This is a genomic window from Longimicrobium sp., assembly GCA_036389135.1.
GTDB lineage: Bacteria > Gemmatimonadota > Gemmatimonadetes > Longimicrobiales > Longimicrobiaceae > Longimicrobium.
The window spans coordinates 54,030-76,307 of sequence record DASVQP010000028.1 but is presented as its reverse complement, the minus strand read 5'-3'; the positions used below and the strand labels follow the sequence as shown (position 1 = coordinate 76,307).

Annotated in this window: 17 protein-coding genes; 9 read left to right on the top strand and 8 right to left on the bottom strand. The window is 72.4% G+C overall.

Annotation, left to right across the window (positions count from 1 at the left end; all coding sequences use genetic code 11):
* Window positions 1–328: 328 nt before the first annotated feature.
* Window positions 329–1,144, bottom strand: coding sequence for a helix-turn-helix domain-containing protein (locus VF584_06420; protein ID HEX8209805.1), 816 nt, complete (start codon window positions 1,142–1,144; stop codon window positions 329–331).
* Window positions 1,145–1,175: 31 nt separating this feature from the next.
* Window positions 1,176–2,456 (bottom strand): tetratricopeptide repeat protein, encoded by a 1,281-nt coding sequence (locus tag VF584_06415; GenBank protein HEX8209804.1) that lies wholly within the window; start codon window positions 2,454–2,456, stop codon window positions 1,176–1,178.
* A 560-nt stretch (window positions 2,457–3,016) separates the two neighbouring features.
* On the opposite strand from VF584_06415, the gene aceB reads away from it, so the two are divergent.
* The 3 genes from aceB (at window position 3,017) to VF584_06400 (ending at window position 5,624) form a co-directional block, all read left to right on the top strand.
* Entirely contained in the window at window positions 3,017–4,609 is a 1,593-nt protein-coding gene (gene aceB, locus VF584_06410) for a malate synthase A (protein HEX8209803.1), read from the top strand.
* Between the two features lie 157 nt (window positions 4,610–4,766).
* Window positions 4,767–5,204 carry a hypothetical protein gene (locus tag VF584_06405; GenBank protein ID HEX8209802.1) on the top strand — a complete coding sequence of 146 codons (438 nt, stop codon included), beginning with the start codon at window positions 4,767–4,769 and terminating at the stop codon, window positions 5,202–5,204.
* Between the two features lie 75 nt (window positions 5,205–5,279).
* Complete coding sequence (locus VF584_06400; protein ID HEX8209801.1) at window positions 5,280–5,624, top strand: hypothetical protein; 345 nt, start codon at window positions 5,280–5,282, stop codon at window positions 5,622–5,624.
* Between the two features lie 231 nt (window positions 5,625–5,855).
* On the opposite strand, the gene VF584_06395 is transcribed toward VF584_06400, so the two are convergent.
* The 3 genes from VF584_06395 to VF584_06385 form a co-directional block, all read right to left on the bottom strand.
* Window positions 5,856–6,059, bottom strand: a complete 204-nt coding sequence (locus tag VF584_06395; GenBank protein ID HEX8209800.1) for a DUF805 domain-containing protein — start codon at window positions 6,057–6,059, stop codon at window positions 5,856–5,858.
* Between the two features lie 90 nt (window positions 6,060–6,149).
* A complete protein-coding gene (locus VF584_06390; GenBank protein HEX8209799.1) occupies window positions 6,150–8,981 on the bottom strand; it encodes a hypothetical protein in 2,832 nt (943 codons plus the stop codon).
* A 473-nt stretch (window positions 8,982–9,454) separates the two neighbouring features.
* A complete protein-coding gene (locus VF584_06385; GenBank protein ID HEX8209798.1) occupies window positions 9,455–11,134 on the bottom strand; it encodes a diguanylate cyclase in 1,680 nt (559 codons plus the stop codon).
* Between the two features lie 180 nt (window positions 11,135–11,314).
* Between VF584_06385 and VF584_06380 the strand changes: the two genes are divergently transcribed.
* The 6 genes from VF584_06380 to VF584_06355 all read left to right on the top strand — a co-directional run bounded on the left by VF584_06380 (window position 11,315) and on the right by VF584_06355 (window position 16,913).
* The gene (locus tag VF584_06380; GenBank protein HEX8209797.1) at window positions 11,315–11,881 is read left to right on the top strand and encodes an FHA domain-containing protein; all 567 of its coding nucleotides are present in this window, start codon (window positions 11,315–11,317) and stop codon (window positions 11,879–11,881) included.
* Complete coding sequence (locus VF584_06375) at window positions 11,878–12,627, top strand: PP2C family serine/threonine-protein phosphatase (GenBank protein HEX8209796.1); 750 nt, start codon at window positions 11,878–11,880, stop codon at window positions 12,625–12,627. The genes VF584_06380 and VF584_06375 overlap by 4 nt, the downstream gene beginning before the upstream one ends.
* Before the next feature lie 482 nt (window positions 12,628–13,109).
* On the top strand, window positions 13,110–14,051 hold the full coding sequence (locus VF584_06370; GenBank protein HEX8209795.1) for a hypothetical protein: 942 nt from the start codon (window positions 13,110–13,112) through the stop codon (window positions 14,049–14,051).
* Window positions 14,051–15,259, top strand: a complete 1,209-nt coding sequence (locus VF584_06365; GenBank protein ID HEX8209794.1) for a hypothetical protein — start codon at window positions 14,051–14,053, stop codon at window positions 15,257–15,259. The genes VF584_06370 and VF584_06365 overlap by 1 nt, the downstream gene beginning before the upstream one ends.
* Before the next feature lie 68 nt (window positions 15,260–15,327).
* Window positions 15,328–16,515: a PQQ-binding-like beta-propeller repeat protein gene (locus VF584_06360; protein HEX8209793.1), complete on the top strand. Its 1,188-nt coding sequence runs from the start codon at window positions 15,328–15,330 to the stop codon at window positions 16,513–16,515.
* Window positions 16,516–16,529: 14 nt separating this feature from the next.
* Window positions 16,530–16,913 (top strand): hypothetical protein, encoded by a 384-nt coding sequence (locus VF584_06355; protein HEX8209792.1) that lies wholly within the window; start codon window positions 16,530–16,532, stop codon window positions 16,911–16,913.
* Between the two features lie 391 nt (window positions 16,914–17,304).
* Here the strand turns inward: VF584_06355 and VF584_06350 are convergent, their stop codons facing one another.
* Genes VF584_06350 through VF584_06340 form a run of 3 tightly spaced genes read right to left on the bottom strand, consistent with a single transcriptional unit; the run spans window position 17,305 to window position 22,051 of the window.
* Complete coding sequence (locus VF584_06350) at window positions 17,305–20,121, bottom strand: insulinase family protein (GenBank protein ID HEX8209791.1); 2,817 nt, start codon at window positions 20,119–20,121, stop codon at window positions 17,305–17,307.
* Between the two features lie 38 nt (window positions 20,122–20,159).
* A complete protein-coding gene (locus VF584_06345; GenBank protein ID HEX8209790.1) occupies window positions 20,160–21,542 on the bottom strand; it encodes a CHAD domain-containing protein in 1,383 nt (460 codons plus the stop codon).
* Window positions 21,539–22,051 (bottom strand): histidine phosphatase family protein, encoded by a 513-nt coding sequence (locus tag VF584_06340; protein HEX8209789.1) that lies wholly within the window; start codon window positions 22,049–22,051, stop codon window positions 21,539–21,541. Before VF584_06340 ends, VF584_06345 begins: the two co-directional genes overlap by 4 nt.
* Window positions 22,052–22,278: the final 227 nt, after the last annotated feature.

The window sequence follows — 22,278 nt, the reverse complement described above, 5'->3', positions numbered from 1 at the left end:
GTGGATCGGTGCGGAGGGCGGGGGGCGAGGTGGGGTCGAGGGAGGGCGGACACGCAGGTTCGCCCCTACGAGGTGCCGTGTCGAAGGCGGCGGTCGGCGCGGGGGAGAGGGCGGGCGCGATAAATCGCGCCCCTACGAGAAGGGCGTGGCAGGGGCGGAGTGCACTCTTTCCCCCGCTTGCGGGGGAAAGGGGGAACCCGCGTGCCACAACCCCTGCCGACCCGCACCGGTGCACGCAAGCGCCCCCTCCCCCAGGTAGTTATTGCCCGCAGTTTGGGGGAGGGGCAGCGAGGTGACGAGCGGGGGAGGGGGCCCGCGGGCCCGCCCCTCAGGTCGTGACCTGGCCGGAGCGGTAGCGGGCCAGAACCTCCACGAAGACCTTGGAGGAGCGGGCAAAGGCGCCGCGGCGGCGCAGCTCGGTGGGGCTGGCGCCGACGAACTTCTGCGTCACGCGGCGAAGGCCGCTGTCCGACGAGTAGCCGCAGGCGTGGGCCACCGAGAGCACCGTGCGCCCCGGGTCGTCCAGCAGCTCCGCGGCCAGGAGGATGCGCATCCACGCCAGCAGCTTGCGCGGGGGCGGGAGCTCCGCGCGCTCGCACCAGCGAAGGAGGGTGCGGCGCGAGAGGTGGAGCTGCCGGGCCAGGTCGCGCCCGTGCCCGCCCACCGCCACCACCTCGGCCGCCGCGTCGACGATGGCGCGGGCGCGGCCCGGCGTGTCGGCCGGGAGCACCTGCTCCAGGAGCGCCTTGAGGGGGCGGCCCTGCGAGGCGCGGAAGCGGTGCACCAGCGCGTCCGGCGTGTCGTCGTGGGCGATGGAGATCACCTGCACCACGCCCCACTTCCCCAGCGTGCGCAGGTCCTCCACCCGGTCCGCCCTCACCTCCAGCGCGGCGAAGACCGGCATGGAGGGGAACTCCACCAGGAGGTTCTTGAGCGCGGGGGAGAGGGCCCGCTGCCCCTGCGCCTCCTCGTACGGGTTGACCACCACCAGGGCGGAGGGCGGAGAATCGCGCACCGCGTCCTCCAGCGACGGCCAGTCCGGGACCGACTGGAAGGTGTACTCCTTCCCCGCGACCTTGCGGACGCGCTCGCGGAAACTCTCGTCGCTGTGCAGCACCAGCAGGGGACGTGCGGCGATCTTCATGGGGCACAGGCCGGGTGAAGGGCGAAGGGGTTCAGCGGGACACCAGCGATGCGTGCAGCGAGCGCGCGAGGTCGGCGGCGAATGCGTCCGACTCCTCGTGGAAGGCGGCGCGCGACGGGGACTCGGTGCGGGTGCGGGCCGCGCGCGAGCGCCGGGCCGACTCCACCACCGCCTCGGCGCTGAGGAGCACCTTGGCCTCGCCGCGCTCCCGCGCCACGCGGGCGGAGCGGTCGGCGGCGCGCTCGGCGCGCTCGAACTCGCCGACGTGGGCGGCGCCGTGGGCCAGCTCCAGGAGCACCTGTGCGGCGTTCTCCGTGTGCTCGTTGCGGGCGAGCCCGTCCCACACCTCGTCCCACGCCTCGTCGAAGCGGCGCCGGTCGCCCGCGCCGGCGGCGGCGCGCACGATGTTGGCGAGCCCCACCATCCGGTCCTCGTGCCGCCGCAGGTGGGGGAGGAGCGCCTCGAACACGGTGAGCGCCGGGCCGAAGTGCCCCTGCTCCACCCACAGGTAGGCGATGTCGTGCGCCAGGACGGGGAGGCGCGGGTGATCGGCCCCGTACGCCTCGAACGCCGCGCGCGCCAGCTTCTCCGCCTCCCCCGCGTTGCCGCCGGCCGCGGCGATCACGAAGAGGTCGTGGAGCGCGCCGCCCTGGATCTGCCGGAGCGAGTGGCGCCGGGCCGCACGCAGCGCGCGGATGTGGAAGCGGCGCGCCGCCGGGTAGTTGCCGCGCTGCACGTACAGGTTCCCCAGCCCGGAGAAGGCCAGCGCGTACGACGTCCAATCCCCGCTCTGCCGCGCCAGGGCGATGGCGCGCCTGAACCACGTCTCGGCGCGGGCGTACTCCGCGCGGCGGCGGGCCAGGCGCCCCACCGCGTACGCCGCCGACGCGTCCGTGGGGATGGCCGCCGCGGCGGCCTGCGCGAAGGCGATGGAGGTGGCGGAGTAGCCGTTGCCATCGGCCCAGGCGGCGACGTGCTGGCACGCCATGGCCACCGATTCCGGCCGCGCGGTCCCCGGCGCGCCCACCAGCCTCACCAGCCCCATCAGCGGCGTCTCGAGCTGCACCTCCACTTCGGCGTCGCGGAGCATCGCCAGGAGCGCCCCATCCGCTCCCGGAACGAAGACTTCGCCGCGCTCGTCGGGCGGTAGCGATCCCCAGAGGTACACGTCGCGCACGACCTGCCACAGCAGCGCCCCAAGTGGGTCCTTGATCTCTTCCAGCACCCCCACGCCTTCGAATGCTTCGCCGCCGTGGGTAATGGCGGGTGGCGTCCGCCAGCGACGCGTGGTGCGGCGAACGGGGGGTGTCATCCGCTTGGATCGCATAGAGTGGCTCTGCGGAGGGATGGGGTGCCGTGTCCGGGGCGGTCGGAGCGTTCCTATGCTAACGCTCAAACCCAAGGCACGCCATAGTCTTTTCCCGCTCTGAGACTCACTCCGGAAGCAGAATACAGCGTCGCGCGGCGCACGGCAAGTCCCAAAGCAATCGCGGGTTCAAATGCGCTCCGGAGAGGTTTTCGCGTGCACTTTCATGCGGTGCCGGTGTCCGTAAATGTATCCCTGAATTGGCTCATGCAGGGTACCTTCTGTACACCTCCCGGCGTCAGTGTACCGCCCTTCTACCGCCAGCACGTGTAGCAATTCAGCAATCCAATCTGGCGGCATTGGGGTGTGAAGCGCCAAAGAACACCAGCCTCACACAGAGACACAGAGGCAACGGAAAGACCGGCATAAGGGGTTCTCTGCGGCTTGTAGTTCTCTCTGCGGCCTCTGTGTGAGGGTTTTTCGGTTCGCGGTGCGGTGCCCGCGGCAGTATGATTGCGTGGGCGCCCTGCGCTGAACCCGATCACCCCCCGCGGGAGGATAGAGGCATGTCTACGGTGGCTGCGCTGGGAACGAAGGGCGTGCGGGTGATGGGCGAGGACACTCCGGCGAGCACGCGCGTGCTCGCCCCCGAGGCGCTGGAGTTCGTGGCGGCGCTCCACCGCCGCTTCAACCCCGTGCGCGAGGAGCTGCTGCGCGCCCGCGACGCCCGGCAGGCGGAGCTGGATGCAGGCGTGGAGCCGGGCTTCCTCACCGAGACGGCGGCGGTGCGCGAGGGCGACTGGCGCGTGGGGCCCACTCCAGCCGACCTGCAGGACCGGCGCGTGGAGATCACCGGGCCCACCGACGCCAAGATGGTCATCAACGCCCTCAACTCGGGCGCGTCGTGCTTCATGGCCGACTTCGAGGACGCCCTCTCCCCCACCTGGAAGAACGTGGTGGAGGGGCAGGCCAACATGCAGGACGCGGTGCGCCGCACCCTCACCTTCGCCAGCGGCGGCAAGGAGTACCGGTTGGGCGAGAAGCTGGCGGTGCTCATCGTGCGCCCGCGCGGGTGGCACCTGTCCGAGCGGCACGTGCAGGTGGACGGGGAGCCGGTGTCCGCCTCGCTCTTCGACTTCGGGATGCACTTCTTCCACAACGCGAAGGAGCTGCTGGAGCGGGGCTCGGGGCCGTACTTCTACCTCCCCAAGCTGGAGGGGCACCGCGAGGCGCGGCTCTGGAACGACGTCTTCACCTTTGCGCAGGAGCAGCTCGGCGTTCCGCACGGGACGATCCGCGCCACGGTGCTGATCGAGACGATCCTGGCCGCGTTCGAGATGGACGAAATCCTGTACGAGCTGCGCGACCACGCCGCGGGGCTCAACGCGGGGCGGTGGGACTACATCTTCAGCGTCATCAAGAAGTTCAGGAAGCGCGGCGACTTCGTGCTGCCGGACCGGGTGCAGGTCACCATGACCGTCCCCTTCATGAAGTGCTACGCCGAGCTCCTGGTGAAGACGTGCCACCGCCGCGGCGCGCATGCCATGGGCGGGATGGCGGCCTTCATCCCCAGCCGCCGCGACCCGGAGGTCAATCGTGTAGCGATGGCGAAGGTGACGGAGGACAAGGCGCGCGAGGCGGGGCAGGGCTTCGACGGCACCTGGGTGGCGCACCCGGACCTGGTGCCGGTGGCGCGCGCGGAGTTCGACCGCGTGTTGGGCGAGCGGCCCAACCAGAAGGAGAAGCAGGGCGACGCCAACGTGCAGCCGCGCGACCTGCTGAACACCGGAATCCCGGACGGGCACGTCACGGAGGCGGGGGTGCGGCTGAACGTGAGCGTGGCGCTGCAGTACGTGGAGGCGTGGCTGCGCGGCAACGGCGCCGTCGCCATCAACAACCTGATGGAGGACGCCGCGACCGCCGAGATCTCGCGCGCGCAGCTCTGGCAGTGGATCCGGCACCGCACGCCGCTGGACGGCGACGGCGCGATGACGCCGGACGTGTACACGCGCATCCGCAACGAGGAGATGGAGCGGCTGCGCGCCGGTGGGGTGAGCACGCCCGAGCTGGCGACGGCGTGCAAGCTCCTCGACGAGCTGGTGCTGGGGAACGAGTTCATCCCCTTCCTGACGCTGCCGGCGTATCCGCATCTGGCGTAGCGAAAAGCCTCACACGGAGAACACAGAGAGAACTGCGAGCCACAGAGAAAACCTTTTGCTGTTCTCTCTGTGGCTCTGTGTGAGGCCATGTCACACCGAAAGCGGGAAGGGCGTTGTTCGGGCGCACCGATCGACTCACCCACCGCCTGCCACGACCATGCGACTCCGCTTTCTCGCTCCCCTGATCGTTCTCCTCGCCGCCTGCCAGAAGAGCGACGACCTGCTGTTCGACCCGCCGCTGCTGTGGGTGGCGGCCGAGGTGAGCCCGGTGCGGCGCGACCCAGCAAACGGCGATGCCATGGTGCCGCTCCAGGTGCTCAACGACCGGGCGAGCAGCGTCTACGTGCGTGCCTGCGGCGACCAGGTGTCCGTGACGATCGAGCGCCGCGCCGGGGGTAACTGGGAGAACGCGGGCGATGCCATCTGTCCCGCGATCTACCCGGCGGTCCCCATCGAGGTGGAGGCGCGCTCCGGCCAGCCCTTCACCGTCAGCGTGCGCGAGGCGGGGGTGTACCGCGTGGTGGCGTACGTGTCGCTCACCTCCGCCAACGGCGGCTTCCGTGGCGTCGCCAGCAGCGAGTTCAGGGTGGAGTAGGCGTTGACGCGCCCCCGCGGGGGCGTAGCTTCCTGGCCATCCGGGCACCCCGCCCGTTCACAGCCAAGGACGACGATGACGCACTACACCACGGTGGTGAGGGTGGTGGACCAAGGTTCCGGCCGCCCCCTCGCCGGCCTGCGGGTCTCCCTCTTCGACCGCGATCGCTTCTCCCACGACGACCGGCTCGGCGACGGCACCACCGACGCGGGCGGCGAGGCCCGCTTCGAGTACTCCACGGCGGACTTCTCCGACCTGGAGGACCGCATGAGCGGCTCGCTCCCGGACCTGTACTGCGTGATCCACGCGCCGGACGGCCGCGAGCTCTTTTCCAACAAGGACGAAGCGCTCGACAACACCCCCCGCCGCCGCATCGACGTGGTGCTGCCGGCGGAGCTGGTGGCGCGGCACGGGCTGTGAGCGGCCCTCGCCCCCGGCTCGTTACACTCGCCTGGGGAACGCACAAATCCTGTAGGGGCGCGATTTATCGCGCCCGTGCCCGGCGCTGCACCGCCGCACACGGATCCTGTGCGTGTCTGACCGTGCTTGCCCCCGCGCTGACGCCTGGGCGTCCCGGATGCACGATTCATACGAAAAGAGCGGGGGCGGCATCGTGCCGCGCCCGCTCTTTTGTGGGTGGGTCCGCCGCGGTCAAGCGAAGGCGGTGACCATCTTGGGGTTGGGGCCGTACTCGTTGTCGCCCATCTGGCTGTCCTGGAACATGAACACCAGAAACACGATGAAGCCGATCAGCGGGATCAAGTTGATCAGCATCCACCACCCGCTCTTCCCGGTGTCGTGAAGGCGGCGCACCGTCACGGAAAGCCCCGGGATGAACGCCGCCAGGGAGTAGATGATCGTTAGCAGGCAGAGCGCAACATCGTTTCAAACGCACGGCGCAGCATGAAGGGGCGGACGCCGGGGTGGCATCCGCCCCCATCCCGTTCACGGCGCGTACGTGACGGAGAAGTACGCGCGCGGCTCGTGGCGCCCCGGATCGTCCAGTGGCACGCCGAGGCCGGCGGTGAAGCGCATCCCCGGCATCCCCACCACGTTGCTGAATCCGGTGGCGAGCTCGGCTTCGACGCCCGCGACGCGGTAGTGCGAGCCGTTGCCCGCGGCACCCCATAGGTAAGGCATGACGCCGGCCACCCGCGTGCTCAGGCGCCAGGTGGCGAGATCGCGCCCCGCCACCACGCCGAACGGCGCGGCGGGCATGGGGATGCGCTGCGCCAGCGCCGCATCGTCGACGAGCGGGTTGGCGCCGCCGCCGGCCGCGAGCGCCTCGAAGGCGGGGGCGCCGCCGCTGACCCGGCCGTACGATCCGTCCGCGCGCAACTCGAGCCGCCAGGCGCTCAGCCCCAGGCCGGCGCTTGCCACGCCGCGCGCCCAGCCGGCGCCTGCGGTGCTCCCCGCTGCAGCGTTCATCCGCAGGCGGGCGGCGAGCGTGCGGCCCGCCCTGCGGCGCGAGAGGGCGGCGCCGTACTCCGCGAAGCCCAGCACGCGCTCGTCCCCCTCTAGCGACCCGCCGGACACGCCGCCCTGCAGGCGGTGTGCGGCGCCGCCCGCGCGCCAGGGCGCTTCGGCGGAGACGGTCGCGCCCAGGTACGACGACCGGATGATGTCGGGCGCGCCGGGGAGCTCCATCGCAAAGAGCTCCGCGGTGACGGCGGGGCGCCATCCGCGCCAGGTGGCGGCGAGCGATCCGCCCGCGGTGGCGTCGTTGGTTGAGACGATTGCCCGCGCCATCAGCGCCAGGCGGCCGATGGGGTCCGTGCTGCTCATCATCCCACCCACCGAAACCCCGTCCCTATCGTAGCCGGCCATGGGGAGGATGCGCGTGATGCGCGGACCGATTCCGTAGCGCCGCGGCTCGGGCACGGGCGCGCGCGGGATGGCTACGGGCGGGCCCTCGGCGACGCGGGGCGCGACCGGGGCGAGCGTGGCCGGGAGGCTGACCGGCGCCGCGCCCGCGCTGTCTGGACGGATGCGGTTGAGGTCCATCCCGCCGGCGTGCATCGACAGGAAGAAGACCTCGCCGCCGCGCGTGGGCTCGGGGGCGAGCGCCGCGCCCGTCACGCGCGTGAGGGTGCGGGCGGTGCGCGCGACCGGGTCGAGCAGCTCCAGGTTGGCGACGCCACCGCTCTCGGAGACCACCACCAGGTCGCGTCCGCCGGGGCGCCACGAGGCGTCGTAGCGGTTGGCGCCGTCGTCCGGATCGGCGGGGCGGCGGGCACCGGTGGCGGGGTCGACCAGCTCCACGCGCCAGCGCCCGCGCTCCTGCACCGAGACGGCGATGGCGCTGCCGTCCGGGGACCAGCGGGGACGGTAGAAGACACGTTCGGGGGCGCCCGCCGCGACCAGGAAGACCGCGCCGCCCGCCAGGTCCACCCGCACCAGGTCGCACACGCCGCCGGCGCAGCGCACCGCGGCCGCGCTGCGCCCATCGGGGGACGGGTCGGCGTGGCGGATGCCGGCGCCGCGCGTGACCCGCCGGAGGCGCTTCTCCTTCCAGTTCCAGAGAAAGAGGTCCGGGCGCGATGCCCCGCCGCCGATCGGCTCCTGCCGGACAAGGAGGATGCGGGCGCCGTCCGGCAAGAAGCGCGGAGCATCGTGGCCGCGGCCGTCGACGGGCAGCAGGGTTGCAAGCGCAGCCCTTGGGCGCGGGCGCCAGCGCACGTCCGGCACGTCCAGCGAGTCGCGGCTCAGCAGGCGGCTGCGCTCCTTTGCTTCGGCCGAGTCGCCGGGCTCGTCGCGGGTGCGCCACACCACCACGCGCGGCTCCGTTCCCGGCGCGCCGCGCAGCACCACCGCCATCCGCTCGCCGTCAGGAGAGACGGCGGGGTCGCCCGTGCCCCAGTAGAGGCGCTGCACCGTGTCGCCCGCGACGGTGCCGCCCGCCTCCGCGATCTGGCGGCGCGCTTCCAGGGCGCGCGCGGTCACGTCGACGGTGAAGGCGCCGTACAGCTCGTGCGGGGCACCGCCGTAGACGCCCGCGAAGGCGGTGGCGAACGACCGGTTCTGGCGCGCGCTCAACCGCCGCCAGAGCTGGTCCAGGCTCGCCTCGCCGCGCCGCTCCACCAGCCACTCCAGGAAGGCGGAGCCGGCCAGGTACGCCATGCTCTGACCGTAGAACGCGCTCGACGCGCTGAGCTGCGGATAGCTGGGGAGCCGCCCCTCCAGCGCCCACTGCCGCAGCACCGCGGCGCGCACCGCGCTGTGCGGGCGTCCGCTGCCGGTGAGGCGGCCTTCGATGTAGGTCGCGTACCCCTCGGTCACCCAGCGCGGCGCCCTGCGCGCCACGGGGCCGATGCGCACCGGGAGGAAGCGCATCCACAGCTCCCCGCGCGGGTTGCGCGAGGGGCGGGTGAGGTGCGCGATGTGGGCGAACTCGTGGATGACGAGCTGCTCGCCCGGCCCGCGGTTGTGGCCGATGTTGGAGCGCGGGTCGGGCGGCGTGGGCCACAGGGAGATGGTGGGCTCGCCGAGGAAGGAGAACGCGCTGCCGTTGGCGGACGCGGAGGGATCTTCGACGATGATCCGCACCCGGCGGTCGGGGGCGTACCCCACCACGCTCCGCACGCTGTCGTGCACCGCCTCCAGACGCGACACCACGTCCAGCGTCCACGCGGACATCTCGGCGGGGTAGTGGACGTCGAAGTGCTCGGTGCGCACGGTGCGCCAGTCGAGCCACGGGCGGGTGAACACCTGCGCGTGCGCGGCGCCGGCAAGGAGCACGGCCAGGAGCGCGGCCGCGAAGGACAGCTTGTTTCGCATTCGGTCGTGTTGCGGCGGTGGGACGTGCTTGCGTGCGTTGGTGGACACCGGGGCCGGGGGAAGGTTCCGGAGGTGCGCGCCCGGCGTGTGGGTGCGTACGTGTTACAGAAGGCACCCCGGATGGGCGCGGGGGGCCGGTGTCGAGGTGGGGGGGAGGGAGGGCAGACACGTGGGTCTGCCCCTACCGTAATTGGCGCGGGGAGCGGGGTCGAGGAGGGGCAGGCGGCGGGCGCGATGAATCGCGCCCCTACGAGGTTGGGGTGCGCGAGGGGCAGCGGAGCCGGATCGGGCACGGGCGGCCACGCGGGGCCACCTCTACGGGATCACCGCGGGGGCGGAGGTCGAGGAGGGGCGGGCGAACGGCGCGTTCCTGGGCGGTGCGGCTACCCACCGTGGCCCGCGATCTCCCCCCTCCCCCAAGGCAGTTTTTGGGGGAGGGGGGCCGGGGGGGTGAGGGCATGGGCATGGCGCCTTCAGCGTCCCGCCATCTCCGAATCCAGATGCACGGCGAGGGTGCGGTCGCGGCCGGCGGATTTGGCGCGGTAGAGGGCCTGGTCGGCGGCTACCATGAGGGCGTCGGGATCGACGACGTCGGTGCCGGCGGCGATGCCCACGCTGGCGGTAACCGTGATGGTGCCGCCCCCAGCCACGGGGACCCGCAGCTCGGCCAGGTGGCGGCGGAAACGCTCAGTGAGCGCCTTTGCTCCCTCCAGACCCGAGTCGCACAGGAGGACGGCGAACTCCTCGCCGCCGAAGCGGGCGGTGGTGTCGATGTTCCGGGCGCAGTTCCGCAGAACGCGGCCGACGCGCGCCAGCACCACGTCGCCCGCGCCGTGGCCGTGGCGGTCGTTGACCTGCTTGAAGTGGTCCAGGTCGATCATCACCAGCGCCACCGAGCCCCCGGTTCGCCGCACCCGCTCGCACTCGCGCCGCAGCGCCTCGTCCAGCACGTGGCGGCGGGAGAGCTCGGTAAGGGGGTCGATCTGCGCGGTCGCCTCGGTGTGCGCCCACTTGCCCGCGGTGGCGATCCCCACGCACACCACGAAGACCAGGAAGCCGATCCAGAAGAGCGATGGCACCCCCGGAAGGATGCGCGCCACCGGCAGCCAGTCCACGTGCTCGGAAAGGAGGTCGTAGGTGACGGCCAGGGCGAAGGAGACCGTCCCCACGCCCAGGATGCGCCCGTGCGGCTGGCGGCGCGAGGTCGAGCGGCAGGCGCGGCCCACCACCACGACGAGCCCCGCCATCATCGTAAGGTCCACCCACTTCGCCATGGTGGCGAGCGCGGCGAGCGGCAGGGAGCCCACCAGCAGGAAGCCGGCGGTGGCCGCGCCCGTCAGCACGACGTCGCGCCGGGCGAGGCGCAGGTCGAAGAGGCGGTGCACCAGCACGACGAAGGCGGGCATCCCCGCCGCCATCGCCCAGAGCCCCACCCGGTACGAGTTCACGTGCGGGACGAGCAGAGCCTGCACCGCGCCGGAGAAGGTGGCGCCGTAGACGGAGACGGCGGCGCAGAGAAGGGCGAAGTACAGGTTCTCTCGCGCGCGGCGGCGGCGGAAGAAGAAGGCGAGGTGATAGATGCCGATCGCCAGAAAGAACGAGACGAGGCCGCCGATCACCACGTCGCGCGGGGAGCGCTGCTGGGCCAGGAGGTCGTAGCGCCCCACCCGCACGCCGCCCATCAGCCCGCCATACGCGTAGGCGTTGTAGACGCGGACGGCCACCAGGTGCGGGCCGTTCGGACGCCGCGCCAGCGCCGAGTCGGGCACCAGGAGGAGGGTGGGCGCGACCCCTTCCACGAAGTGCGGCGGCATGCGTCCCGAGCCACCCACCTTGACGCCGTTCCAGAAGATCTCGTACGCGTCTCCCACGGTGCCGAGCTGCACGCCCACGGGGCCGCCCGCCAGCTCGGCTGGGAGCCGCACCTCGCGCCGGTACCAGCCGAAACCATCGTAGCCGGGGGCGAAGCGCTCCCATTCGGCCGGCGCTTCCACCAGCGCCCAGCCCGCGTCAGGATGCGCGGGCGCGGCCCAGGCGGCGGAGTCGCCCCGCTGCCAGCGCCAGCTTCCATCCAGGCGCAGCGGCTCCGGCTCGGCGGCGGCGAGGGCACCGGGAATGGCAAGGAGGACCGCGAGTAGAATGCGCGGGATCACGGGGGGAGGGGGCGCGGGGCGGGAGGGCGGTGGGGAGGGCAGTCAACATAGCGCCTCGCGGGGGCCGGAGTCAACGGAAGCGGCTCCGGGTGCGGACCTTGCTCAGCGAATCCGGCGGGCCTACGTTGGGCCCCCGCAACCCCATGCGCGTACCGCGCTTTCAAGGCAGAAGGAACCCGAATGGCCAACCTCCCCGAGCCGGGGCGCACGGGGCCGCTGGCGGCTCTGGCGCTGATCGCCGGCCCGCGCTACGGCGAAGAGCTCCCCATCCCCAAGCCCGTGGTGGTGGTGGGACGCGCCGCCGCCAGCGACCTGGTGATCGACGACGACTCCGTCTCCGCCCAGCACGCCCGCCTGGAGTGGGACATGGGCGCGTGGCGCATCACGGACCTGGGCTCCACCAACGGCACCGCGGTGGAGGGGACGAAGCTGGCCCCCAACATCCCCACCCCGCTCCCCTACGGCGCCACGGTGCGGGTGGGCGGCGTGAAGCTCCAGTTCCGCGAGGTGGCGCAGGCCGATCCGGAGCGTGCGCGCGCCGACTACGTCCCGCCGCAGAAGCCGGCGACGCTGCGCGAGGAGCGGCCCGGCTTCCGCTTCCCGTTGTGGCTGGCGATCCTGCTGGTGGTGCTGCTGGCGGTGATCGGCTACGTCGTCTTCCAGACCCTGGCGGCGCCGCGGGTGGGCGTGGGGATCGGGCCCGGCCATCCGCTGCTGGCGCTGGCGACCCGGGCCGCGGCGCCGTGACGGTGCGCTGGGAGTCGGCCGGGCTCACCGACGTGGGCCGCGTCCGCAAGGGGAACGAGGACTCCTTCTTCGTGGACGAGGCGCGGGGCGTCTTCCTGGTGGCGGACGGGATGGGGGGCCACGCCGCGGGGGAGATCGCGAGCGCGCTGGCCGCCCGCACCGTGGGCGGCACCCTGGTGCGCGGGGTGGACGAGGAGCTGGAGCCCGACCTGCTGGCGGAGGCGATGAAGCGCTCGCTGTACGCCGCGCATGAAGCGATCCTTGCCCACACCATGGCCGACCCCGCCACCGAAGGGATGGGGACGACGCTCACCGCGTTCGTGGTGTGCCCAGACGGCACGTACCGAATGGGCCACGTGGGCGACAGCCGGATGTACCTGTTCCGCGGCGGAGAGCTGACTCAGCTTTCCCACGACCACACCTGGGTGCAGCGCGAGGTGGACGAGGGGCGCCTGACGGAGCAGGGTGCGCGCCGCCACCGCCTGTCGCACATCCTGACCCGCGCGCTGGGCGCCGACTCCGCGGACAGCCCGGACATCCAGTCGGGCAAGCTCCTGCCGGGCGACCTGGTGCTGCTGTGCAGCGACGGCCTCACCGGGATGCTGAACGACCGGATGCTCGCCCGCGTCCTGGAGGAGGACGCCCCCCTCCCCGAGCTCGCCGCGCAGCTGATCGCCGAGGCCAACGCCCGCGGCGGGCGCGACAACATCACCGCCGTGCTGGTGAGGGTCCTGCCCGAAGGCTGAAGCGGAGCCGGGTACAGATGGCGGCAAGAGGGAGCGCGGGGACCATCCCCGCGCTCCTCTTTTTTTTGCGTCCGGAAGACGGCGGCGCGGGATCGAGACGCCACCGCACGTGGAGTGGGAAGGCGCGAGAAGGGCGCGTGGCACCTGCCGTGTCCAGGACGGGGATCTCGTTTTCCGGCAAGCATTTGCATCTTAATTATTGACCACTAGCGTGAGCCCCGTTTCACGGTTAACTATCATCCACCTCGTGAAACAGACGTAGTGCCGCCGGCGTTTTTGGCAGGGCCCGGGAGAGCACGTCCGCCTGTTTCGCACCGCCCGCGCGGGAGCGGAGCGCCCCAGCAACTCCGTACTCAAGGACCCGATGGAGTGAATCCCCACCCGCCCCCCTGTACGGTGCCGGATCCGCCGGCCCGCAGCACACGGGGTGGTCCCGTCCTACCCTCTCTCGACAGCGGGGTTTTGTGAAATTACGCCACTTTTTGAGCAGCACGCGCCGTGCGCGGCGGCTCGCACCTCTCGTCGCCTTCGCGGCGCTGGCCGCCTGCGCGGACGACCAGACCACCGGATCGGCTCCCTTCGCCAAGCCCGGCGCGCCCAGGCTGGTGACCGCGCCCTTCTCGTGCGGCCTTTCGTACACGAGCACCAACACCTTCTACGACGCCGATCTGGCGGCGTACGGGATTCCGGAGATCACGACCACGCACGACAACTGTGAGACGTGGACGGGGAGCGACTACCGGCTGTTCGTGCAGGAGACCGGCTCCACGGTGAGCGACCCGGAGGTCGCCAACGACGTGACCACCTCGTGGTACGAGTACGGTGTGACGCGCGGCTACAACTCGGCGGGTGTCGAGATCGCAGACGCGACCCAGGTGGCGGCGGACGCCTTTGCGCTGGGGCTCGCCACGCCGGAGGAGAAGCAGGCCTCGTACAACGAGCCGTACTACGCGGTCTACTCGGGCGGCGAGCCGTGCGGCACGCGCATGTGCGACCAGCAGCAGCTGCAGAACCGTGCGCCGAGCGCGCCGCGCATGTCCACCACCGGCAACGGCAATCCGGACGCACACAAGGTGGGGAACAGGGATCACGGCATCCGCCGCCCTGCGCTCCGCGCGCTCCTGGCCGCCAGCGACGAGATCGGCCGCAACGGCCAGGGCCAGCGCCGCTTCCGCCGCGTTCGCGGTGAAGAGGAGACGATCGTCACCGTGGATCCCGCCACCGAGCTGATGGTGGGGCAGGAAGTGAAGGGGCCGCAGGGACACACCCGCGCCACCCTCCGCTGGACCAAGATCAAGCGGAAGGACGGCGCCAGCGGCTACCTGCGCGAGTCGATGACGGTGGAGGGCGAGAACGGCCAGGGCAAGCAGACGAGCCGCTCGACCGTGGTGATCACGAACATCTCCTTCGGCGAGGACAAATGATGAACCGCTTTGCAACCAGGGCGCTCCTGGCGTCCGCGGTGCTGGTGGCGGCGCTCGCCGCCCGCCCCGCCGAGGCGCAGTACGCCAGCTACACCGGCACCTACTTCGTGCCCGGGCTCAACGAGAGCAGCGCCGTGTGGACCCACATGAACACCACGGGCCGCGTCGCGACCCGGGTGGATCCGGGCACCGTGCGGCTCCCCAACCAGACCACGCTGGCCACCATCGACTACCAGTCGGGCGAAGTGGCCGGGTTGGTGCGCGGCGAGCCGGCGGGCTCCACCTTCTTCTTCGTGGGCCACAGCATGGGCGGCCCCGTCTCGCGCAACATGCTGCTCAGCTCCAACCCGCAGATCAACGTCGCGCCGCGGATGGCCGGGATCGTGACGGTGGCATCGCCAAACAAGGGCGCGCCGGTGTCCGAAAAGGCGCAGCAGTACGACCCGCGCACCGCGCTCGGAACCATCGAGGGGCTGATCCACACGATCCGCATCGCCATCATCAACCCGCTGCTGGGGCTGCTGGACGCGATCCTCTCCGTGTTCGTGCGCACCAAGCTCGACGAGCAGCTTTTCAGCAAGCTCAACGACACGGCCAAGGCGCTGAGGTCGCCCGGCGCCATCGACCTGCGTCCAAGCTCGGCCACCATCCAGTGGTTGGGCAACACGGGCGACGGCTTGCCGCACGCCGCGGTGTGGGGCACCGTGCCGCAGCAGTACTCGTGGGTCCGCCTCGCCGCGAGCCGCGAGTACCAGAACCCCGAGGACCTGGTGAAGAAGGTGCGCTCCAACCGCAGCAGCCTCAAGCTGTGCGCCGCCCTCTTCTACAACATCATCATCAAGACGGGCACGGGCAAAGCGTGCCGTACGGGCGAGCGCGCCATCGGCGGCTTCGACGACCGCTGGAAGGAGTGGGTGCACTTCAGCTACGCCCGCAACTCGGCCACGGACGGGCTGCTTCCGGAGGAGACGCTCCGCTACCCGCTGGAGTACAACTCGGGGCGGCAGCTGCGGGCGAACGGCACGGAGGATCACTACTCCGTCATGTGGCGCGACCCGGGCGTGACCCGGATCGCCGACGGGATGCTCGCGGCGGGCATGCGCCCGGCCGCTCCGCCCCCGCCCCCGGAGCCGGACCCTTATTATCCCCCGGAGAACTGCGACAGCGGCACGCTCCGGCACCAGTACGAGATCTGCCACGCATATTAGGCACCATCCCTGCGGGCGGGCGGTTTGCCCGCCCGCAGGTTCTTCTTCTCATCGCGGGGACGATACCGATGAAGGTTGGCGAACGCGGCCTGCTGGCGCTGTGCATGGCGGGGATGGTGCTCGCGGGCGGGTGCCGGGCAGCCGGCGACCCCGGCGACGGGGAGCCGGTGCGCCTGCGCACGCTCTGGTACCAGGCGCAGAACGGCCACCCGCGGGTGCAGCCCGTGGCGGACGCCGAGCGCGTGTACACCGGCACCGGCAACGGGCAGGTGATCGCCCGCGACCTGGCTACCGGCGCCCCCCGCTGGGCGGCGACGGTGGGGCGCGGCGGCGTGGAGGGCGCGAACCTCCTGGTGCGCTCGGGTGTCGTGGTGGCGCCGGTGCTCTACCACACCACCGGGGTGGACGCAGCCACCGGGCGCGAGCTGTGGCGCTACCAGGCGCCGCTGGACACGGTGGGCGGCGGCCCGCCCAACCCCGGCACCGTGATCAAGGTGCGGATCGCGGCGGACGACGAGGCGGCGTACATCGCGGCGTGGGGCCCCAGCGTGGCCGCGGTGGAGCTGGCCACCGGCCGGGTGCGCTGGCAGTGGCAGCCGGAGCCGGGCACCCCGTTCCGCTTCGGCGCCGAGGGGGTCGCGCTGGACGCCGGGGAGGTCTTCCTGGTGTCGTACCACGGGCTGGACGCAAAGGGCGGGCGCTGCGAGATGTGGGTGGTGGCGCTGGAGGCCCGCACCGGCCGCCAGCTCTGGGTGACGAAGATCCCCGCGGTCGGGGGGATCTCGTGCACGGCCGGGCGGCCCGCCGTCACCACGGACCGGGTGGTGGCGATGCTCATCACCGGGGAGATGTACGGGCTGGACCGCAGAACGGGGCAGGTAGTGTGGAGCACGGCCCGCGACAGCGCGGCGTACCTCTCGGTGCTCGCCAGCCCGGTTGCGCACGACGGCGTGATCTATGCCGGCGCCGCGAACGACCACGTGAAGGCCGTGCGCGCCCGCGACGGCGCGCCAGTCTGGAGCACCCCGGTCCGCGCGCAGTTCACGAGCGACCTGCTGGTGACGGAGCGGCACGTCTACGGGGTGGATGGCCCCTTCCTCTTCGTGTTCGATCGCCGCGGCGGCAAGCTGCTCGCCCAGGTGCGGCAGCCAAAGGAGCCGGAGCTGGGCGGTCTCTTCCCCGGCACTCCCACGTACGCGGACGGCCGCGTCTTCGCCCCGGTGAACGGCGGCGTGTGGGCGTTCGAAGAACCCTGACCGGAGCTCGCCTCATGCGCATTCGATTCTGCCTGCTGGCGTTGCTGCTCGCCGCCGCCCCCGCCGCCGCCCAGAACGGGGCCGCGGACCCGCCCCCCGCGCCGCGCCGGGCACCCGCCGTCTTCACTCCGCCGCCCGTGGAGCTCCCGGGTGATTCCGCCCGTGCGCTGGTGGCGGCGGGCCACTCGGCCCTGCTCGTCGCGCGAGGCGGGAGCCGCTACAGCATCGGCCGGTACGCGGGGATCGGGACGCTGGCCGGTGCCGCGGTGGGGCTGGGGTGGGGCCTGGCTCACGAGGACGAGGACGCATTCGGGCTGAACCCGGTGCTCCCCGCCGCCATCGGCGCGGGGATCGGGTTCTTTGCGGGCTTCGTGGTGGACGTGGTGCGGGGGCGGTAGGGCGCGGGCCGCAGGCCCTCTCCCCGCTCGTCACCTCGCTGCCCCTCCCCCAAACCGCGGGGGAGGGGCGCACGCGTGCATGGGTGCGGGGTGCGTGGTGCGGCGCGGGCGATGGCACGGGCAGCCACGCGGGGCGGCCCCTACACGGTTTGGCGTGGATGGGTGAGGGTCGAAGCGGGGGCGAGGGAGGGCAGACACGCAGGTCGGCCCCTACGGGATCTGTGCGTGGGGCCAGCGGTCGGGGCAGGGGCAGAGGGCGGGCGCGATGAATCGCGCCCCTACAACATCCGCGTTGCTGGGGGCTGGAGCCGCAGGGAGATGGCCGCGATCTCCCCCCTCCCCCGCAGTTTGGGGGAGGGGGGCCGGGGGGGTGAGGGCCTGGGTGAGGGCCTCACCGCTCCGGGAACAGCGACACCTGCACGTACCTCCCCGTGTCCAGGAACCTGCGCGCGGCGTCGCGTACGTCGGTGGGGGTGAAGGTCTGGGAGAGCGGGGGGGCGGCGATGCCGGCAAGGTCCCAGCCGCCGGCGTCGTACTGCACCATCTGCGACATCCAGAAGTCGTTCTCGCGCATCTGCACCTCGCGGTCGCGGCGGTGCTGCTCGCGGACCTTGGCGAGGTCCGCCTCGGTGACGCCGTTGCGCTTCACCTCTTCCAGCTCGGCGAAGAGGGCGCTGGAAAGCTCGTCCAGCCGGTCGGGGGCGGCGCTGAAGTCCACCACGAAGCGGAACTCCGGGCGCGGCTCGCGCCGGGCCGATGCCGCCACGCCCACCCCGTACGTCCCCCCCAGCTCCTCGCGCAGGCGGTCGCGCAGGCGGATCTCCAGCGCGTCGGCCAGGGTGCGCAGGAGGGCCACGTTGCGCCGCTCCCACTCCGCCGGCCCGCTGAACACCACCTGCGTGCGCGCCTGCGGCTCCACCCCGCGCCGCACCGACTTGCGCACCACACCCTCCGGGGTGCGTACCCCCCGGTCGAGCGCCGCCTCGCGCCGGCCGGCGGAGGGGAGGCCGCCCAGGTAGCGCTCCACCAGCGGGCGGATCGAATCCGGGTTCAGCGCGCCCACCAGGTAGAAGGTGAAGTCCCCCGCGTCGGCAAAGCGGTCGCGGTACACGCCGAGGGCGCGGTCCAGCTCCAGCGAGTCCACGGCGGCGGCGGTGAGCGGGCGCGCGCGCGGGTGCCCTTGCGTGAGGGCGGAGCGCAGCGTGTCCGCGAAGGCCGCCTCCGGGCTCGCGGAGCGGTCGCGGAAGGCCTCGCGCGCACGCTCCCGGTACGCTTCCCACGCCACCGAGTCGCGCCGGGGGGCGGTGAAGTACAGGTAGACGAGCTGGAGCATCGTCTCGAGGTCGCGCGGGGCGGCGTAGCCGGAGACCGACTCGCTGAACTCGCTCACCTCCATCCCCACGCTCGCCGTCTTCCCCGCGAGGCGCTTCCCCAGGTCCACCACCGTGAAGCTCCCCACGCCGCCCACCTGCGCCGCCGCCGATGCCGTGGCGCCGTACAGGTAGTCCTCGTCCGGCAGCAGCGAGGTGCCGCCGGGGCTGCGGCCCGCCAGCGTGATCTCGTCCTCGCGGAAGTCGGTGGGCTTCAGCAGGACGCGCACGCCGTTGGAGAGCGTCCACTCCGTCACCCCCACCTCCTCGTGCATCCGCTCGCTGACCACGCGGCCGGCGACCGGAGCCCTGGGGAGGAGCGGGGCGTTGGAGAGAGCCTCGGTGTACGGCGTGAGGCGCGAGGTCGTCACCGAGTCCGCGATGGCGGCCAGGCGCGCGCTGTCTGGCCGCAGGACGCCGCTGCGCTCGGGGGCACTCACCAGCACGGCGCGGTTGGTGGGGGCCAGCCAGGTGCGGGCCCGCGCGCTCACCTCGCCGGGACGGATGCCGGGGATGAGGGCGCGCTGCAGGCGGTACTCCGTGTCCACGTCCAGCAGGGGGCCGCCGTACAGGAAGTGCCCCACGTACTGCCCCGCGTACTGCCCGGAGGTCGTCTTCTCCCGCTCCAGGTGGATCTGCTCCCACGAGCGCAGGAGCTCGGCCTTCTCGCGCGCCAGCTCGCCGGGGGTGAAGCCGAAGCGCGCGGCACGCTCCGCCTCGGCCAGCAGCCCCGCCAGCGCCCGCTCCGTTCCGCCCTCGGGGGCGCGGGCGGTGAGGAAGTAGGCGTCCAGGGGGCGCACCAGCGAGCCGCTCACGGAGGAGACGTCCAGAAAGGGAGCGCCCGGCCGCTGGGTGGCCTCGTTGAGGCGGTCGTTGAGGACGCCGTTGTACAGCATGTCCACGATGGCCTCGCGGTACTCGCGCACCAGCCGCCGCACGCGCGCGGGTGCCGTGTGCACCACCGTCACGGTGGACGAGGTCGCTTCCCTGTCCGTGGCGACGGAGTAGCGCGTGCCGGCGGAGGGGGCCACGGGGTAGGTGAGGCGGCGCGGCAGCGTCGTGTCGCTGGGGGGGATCGCGCCGAAGCGGAGGCGGATCATCGACTCCATCCGCGCCGCGTCGAAGTCGCCGACGGCCACCACGGCCATCAGCTCGGGGCGGTACCACTTGCGATGGAATGCGCGCAGCCCCGTGGCCGTCGCCCCGCGGATGCTCTCGGGGGTGCCGATGGGGAGGCGCCGCCCGTAGCGCGAGCGGCCGAAGAGGGTGCCCAGGTGCCGGTCCTGCAGCCGCTGCCCCGCCCCGCGCCCAAGCCTCCACTCCTCCACGATCACCCCGCGCTCCTGCCGCACCTCCGCCGTGTCGAAGGCGATCCCCGTCGCCCAGTCTTCCAGGATGTCGAGCCCCGTCTCCAGGAAGCGCGCGCTGTCGGTGGGAAGGGTCATCATGTACACCGTCTCGTCGAACGAGGTGTACGCGTTGATGTCCGGCCCGAAGCGCATCCCGGACTTCTCCAGGAACTCGATGATGGTGTGCCCGTGGAAGCGGCGCGTGCCGTTGAACGCCATGTGCTCCACGAAGTGCGCGTAGCCGCGCTCCGTCTCGGTCTCCAGCACCGAGCCGGCATCCACGGCCAGGCGCAGCTCGGCGCGCGCCCGCGGCTCCGCGTTGCGGCGCACGTAGTAGGTGAGGCCGTTCGACAGCTTTCCCGTCCTCACCAGCGTGTCGCTGGGGAGGCGCGCGTTGGGCGCGAAGGGGTTCTGCGGGCGGCCGAAGGGGACGCACCCGCCCAGGAGGGCGAGGGCGAAGGCCGCTGCGAGAAAGGAGTGCTTCCTCATGGAGTTGCCGCCAGGGGAATGCCGGCGGCGCGGGAGCGCTACCGGGCCAGATTAAGGTTGACGTACGCCGGGTCGCCGGTCACCTCGCGCACCAGCACGGCGCGCAGCCAGTCCGGCACCTCCACCGGGGTGTCCTCGGCGGGAAGCTCCACCTCGGCCAGCACCAGCCGCCGGTCGCGGAAGTGGTCGATCTCCCACACCAGCTCCCCATCCTTTACCGCGTAGCGCCGCTTGCGCACGCGCCGCCCCTTCGTGAGCCGCCAGAGCGCGCGGAAGATGCGCTCCGTGGTCTCCTCCTCCACCTCGATGCGCGACACGCCGGCGCCCAGCTTCACCGTGCGGAGCCATTGAGTGGCATCGGGCGTCTTCACGCGCCGCACCCGCTCCGCCAGCCGGTCGCCGGGTAGGTACCCCTGCTCTATCTGGCGCAGCTCCGCGTCCAGCCCGTCCAGCGCGGGCATCTTGCGGAGGAGGTACTTGCGCTCGATCTCGCGCGGGGGTCCCGTGCCCTCCAGCTCGTCCGCCAGCGCGCGCACCCGGCCGGGGAGGTCCGCCGCCGCGCCGTGCAGCCAGCGCTCGCGCAGCGCCGAGAAGTGCTCCGCCCGCTCCTCCGCGAGCCGGCGCTGCAGGGCGCGCGACCCCGCCTCCTCCTCGCCCTCCGCCTCCTCCACGGCCGCCGACACCTCGCACAGCAGGATGTGGGCGTCGTGCATCTCGCCCAGGAGTGCCTGGAGCCCCTTGAGCTCCTTGATCATCTCGCGCGCGCCGGGCACCAGGTCGCGCACCGGCTCCAGCAGGTAGCGGATGCGCTTGGCGGCGATGCGCGAGCGGTGCGCATCGTCCTGCCGCGACTCGTCCAGCACCCCCTCCAGCTCCAGCGCCAGCGCGTCGGCCTCGGTGCGGAGCCGCGCGGCGAGTTCGGCGCGGAACGGGGTCTCGCTGGGCGACTCGCCCGGCGTGAGCTCGGTGCAGAAGCGGCGGAGGCGGCGCGCAAGCCGCTCGTGCTCCGCCGGGAAGGCGGCAGCGGCGTTCCGCAGCTGCTCCCCCGCGGCCTCCGCCCGCTGGCGCGAGCGCTCCAGCGCGTCGCGCAGCCCCACCCTTTCCGCGCCGCGCGCCTTCTTGAGCCGCGTGGTGAGCCATTCGTTCTGCACCTGCGCGTCGCGCGCGTCGCCGGTGGCGCGGGCCAGGTCGCGCAGGGTGCGGCGGTCCCTGCCCCGCACTACGTCGCCCGGCAGGTCGCGGTAGGCGCGCAGGGTGCTCCGCAGCCTGCGCAGCGCCACGCGGAAGTCGTGGAGCGCCCCCGTCTCCGCCGGGTCGGCGAGGCGGGCGTGGGCGGCGGCCGCCTCCTCCAGCAGGCCCAGCGCGATCCAGCGGACCGCCATCTCCGCCGGGAGGTCGAGCAGCGTGGAGCGTTCGGTCACCGTGCCCGCTCCAGCTTGCGGAGCTGCCCCGGCGTCAGCGACCAGAGCAGCGTCGCGTTCCCCGCGGCGGGCGGGTCGTCGAACTCCAGGAGGCAGGCGGCCCCCTTCTTCAGCTCCACGAAGCTCTGGTGGCGCCCCGTCAGCAGCCACCCCAGCAGGCAGCCGAGCCCCGGCTCGTGCCCCACGATCGCCACCACGGCGTCCGGCCCGTGCCCGCGCAGCCAGGGGAGGAGGTCGTCCGCCCCGCGCTCGGGTGACAGCTCGGTCACGATCTCCATCGCCATCCCGCCGTACTCCCGCGCGACGATGACGGCGGTGTCGTGCGCCCGCACCAGCGGCGAGGTGGCCAGCGCGTCGATGCGGGGGACCAGCGCCCGCAGTCCGGCGGCGCCGCGCTTCATCCTCCGCTTCCCCTCCCCGGTCAGCGGGCGCTCGGCGTCGGGGTGTCCGGAAAGGGCCCAATGGTCGCGGTCTTCGGCGATGGCGTGGCGGATGATGAGGAGTTGCATGGTGGCGGCTCGGGGGACGGATCGGAACGGGTAGTCCTGAGTGCTAAGTGCTAAGTCCTGGGTATTCGCGCTCGGCTGCAGTTCAGCACTTAGCACTTAGCACTTAGCACTTAGCACTTGGCACTTAGCACCTGGCACTTCCGTTCGGTCCTCTGCAAAACCCCCGCCCCGCGCCCACGCCCCCGCCCCCCGCTTGCCCCCGCCCCGCCGCCGGTGCTACGTATACG

Coding starts and splice junctions, on each gene's coding strand:
- VF584_06420 (HEX8209805.1), bottom strand. CDS start 1,144: ATGAAGATCGCCGCACGTCCCCTGCTGGTGCTGCACAGCGACGAGAGT.
- VF584_06415 (HEX8209804.1), bottom strand. CDS start 2,456: ATGACACCCCCCGTTCGCCGCACCACGCGTCGCTGGCGGACGCCACCC.
- aceB (HEX8209803.1), top strand. CDS start 3,017: ATGTCTACGGTGGCTGCGCTGGGAACGAAGGGCGTGCGGGTGATGGGC.
- VF584_06405 (HEX8209802.1), top strand. CDS start 4,767: ATGCGACTCCGCTTTCTCGCTCCCCTGATCGTTCTCCTCGCCGCCTGC.
- VF584_06400 (HEX8209801.1), top strand. CDS start 5,280: ATGACGCACTACACCACGGTGGTGAGGGTGGTGGACCAAGGTTCCGGC.
- VF584_06390 (HEX8209799.1), bottom strand. CDS start 8,981: ATGCGAAACAAGCTGTCCTTCGCGGCCGCGCTCCTGGCCGTGCTCCTT.
- VF584_06380 (HEX8209797.1), top strand. CDS start 11,315: ATGGCCAACCTCCCCGAGCCGGGGCGCACGGGGCCGCTGGCGGCTCTG.
- VF584_06365 (HEX8209794.1), top strand. CDS start 14,051: ATGAACCGCTTTGCAACCAGGGCGCTCCTGGCGTCCGCGGTGCTGGTG.
- VF584_06360 (HEX8209793.1), top strand. CDS start 15,328: ATGAAGGTTGGCGAACGCGGCCTGCTGGCGCTGTGCATGGCGGGGATG.
- VF584_06355 (HEX8209792.1), top strand. CDS start 16,530: ATGCGCATTCGATTCTGCCTGCTGGCGTTGCTGCTCGCCGCCGCCCCC.
- VF584_06350 (HEX8209791.1), bottom strand. CDS start 20,121: ATGAGGAAGCACTCCTTTCTCGCAGCGGCCTTCGCCCTCGCCCTCCTG.
- VF584_06340 (HEX8209789.1), bottom strand. CDS start 22,051: ATGCAACTCCTCATCATCCGCCACGCCATCGCCGAAGACCGCGACCAT.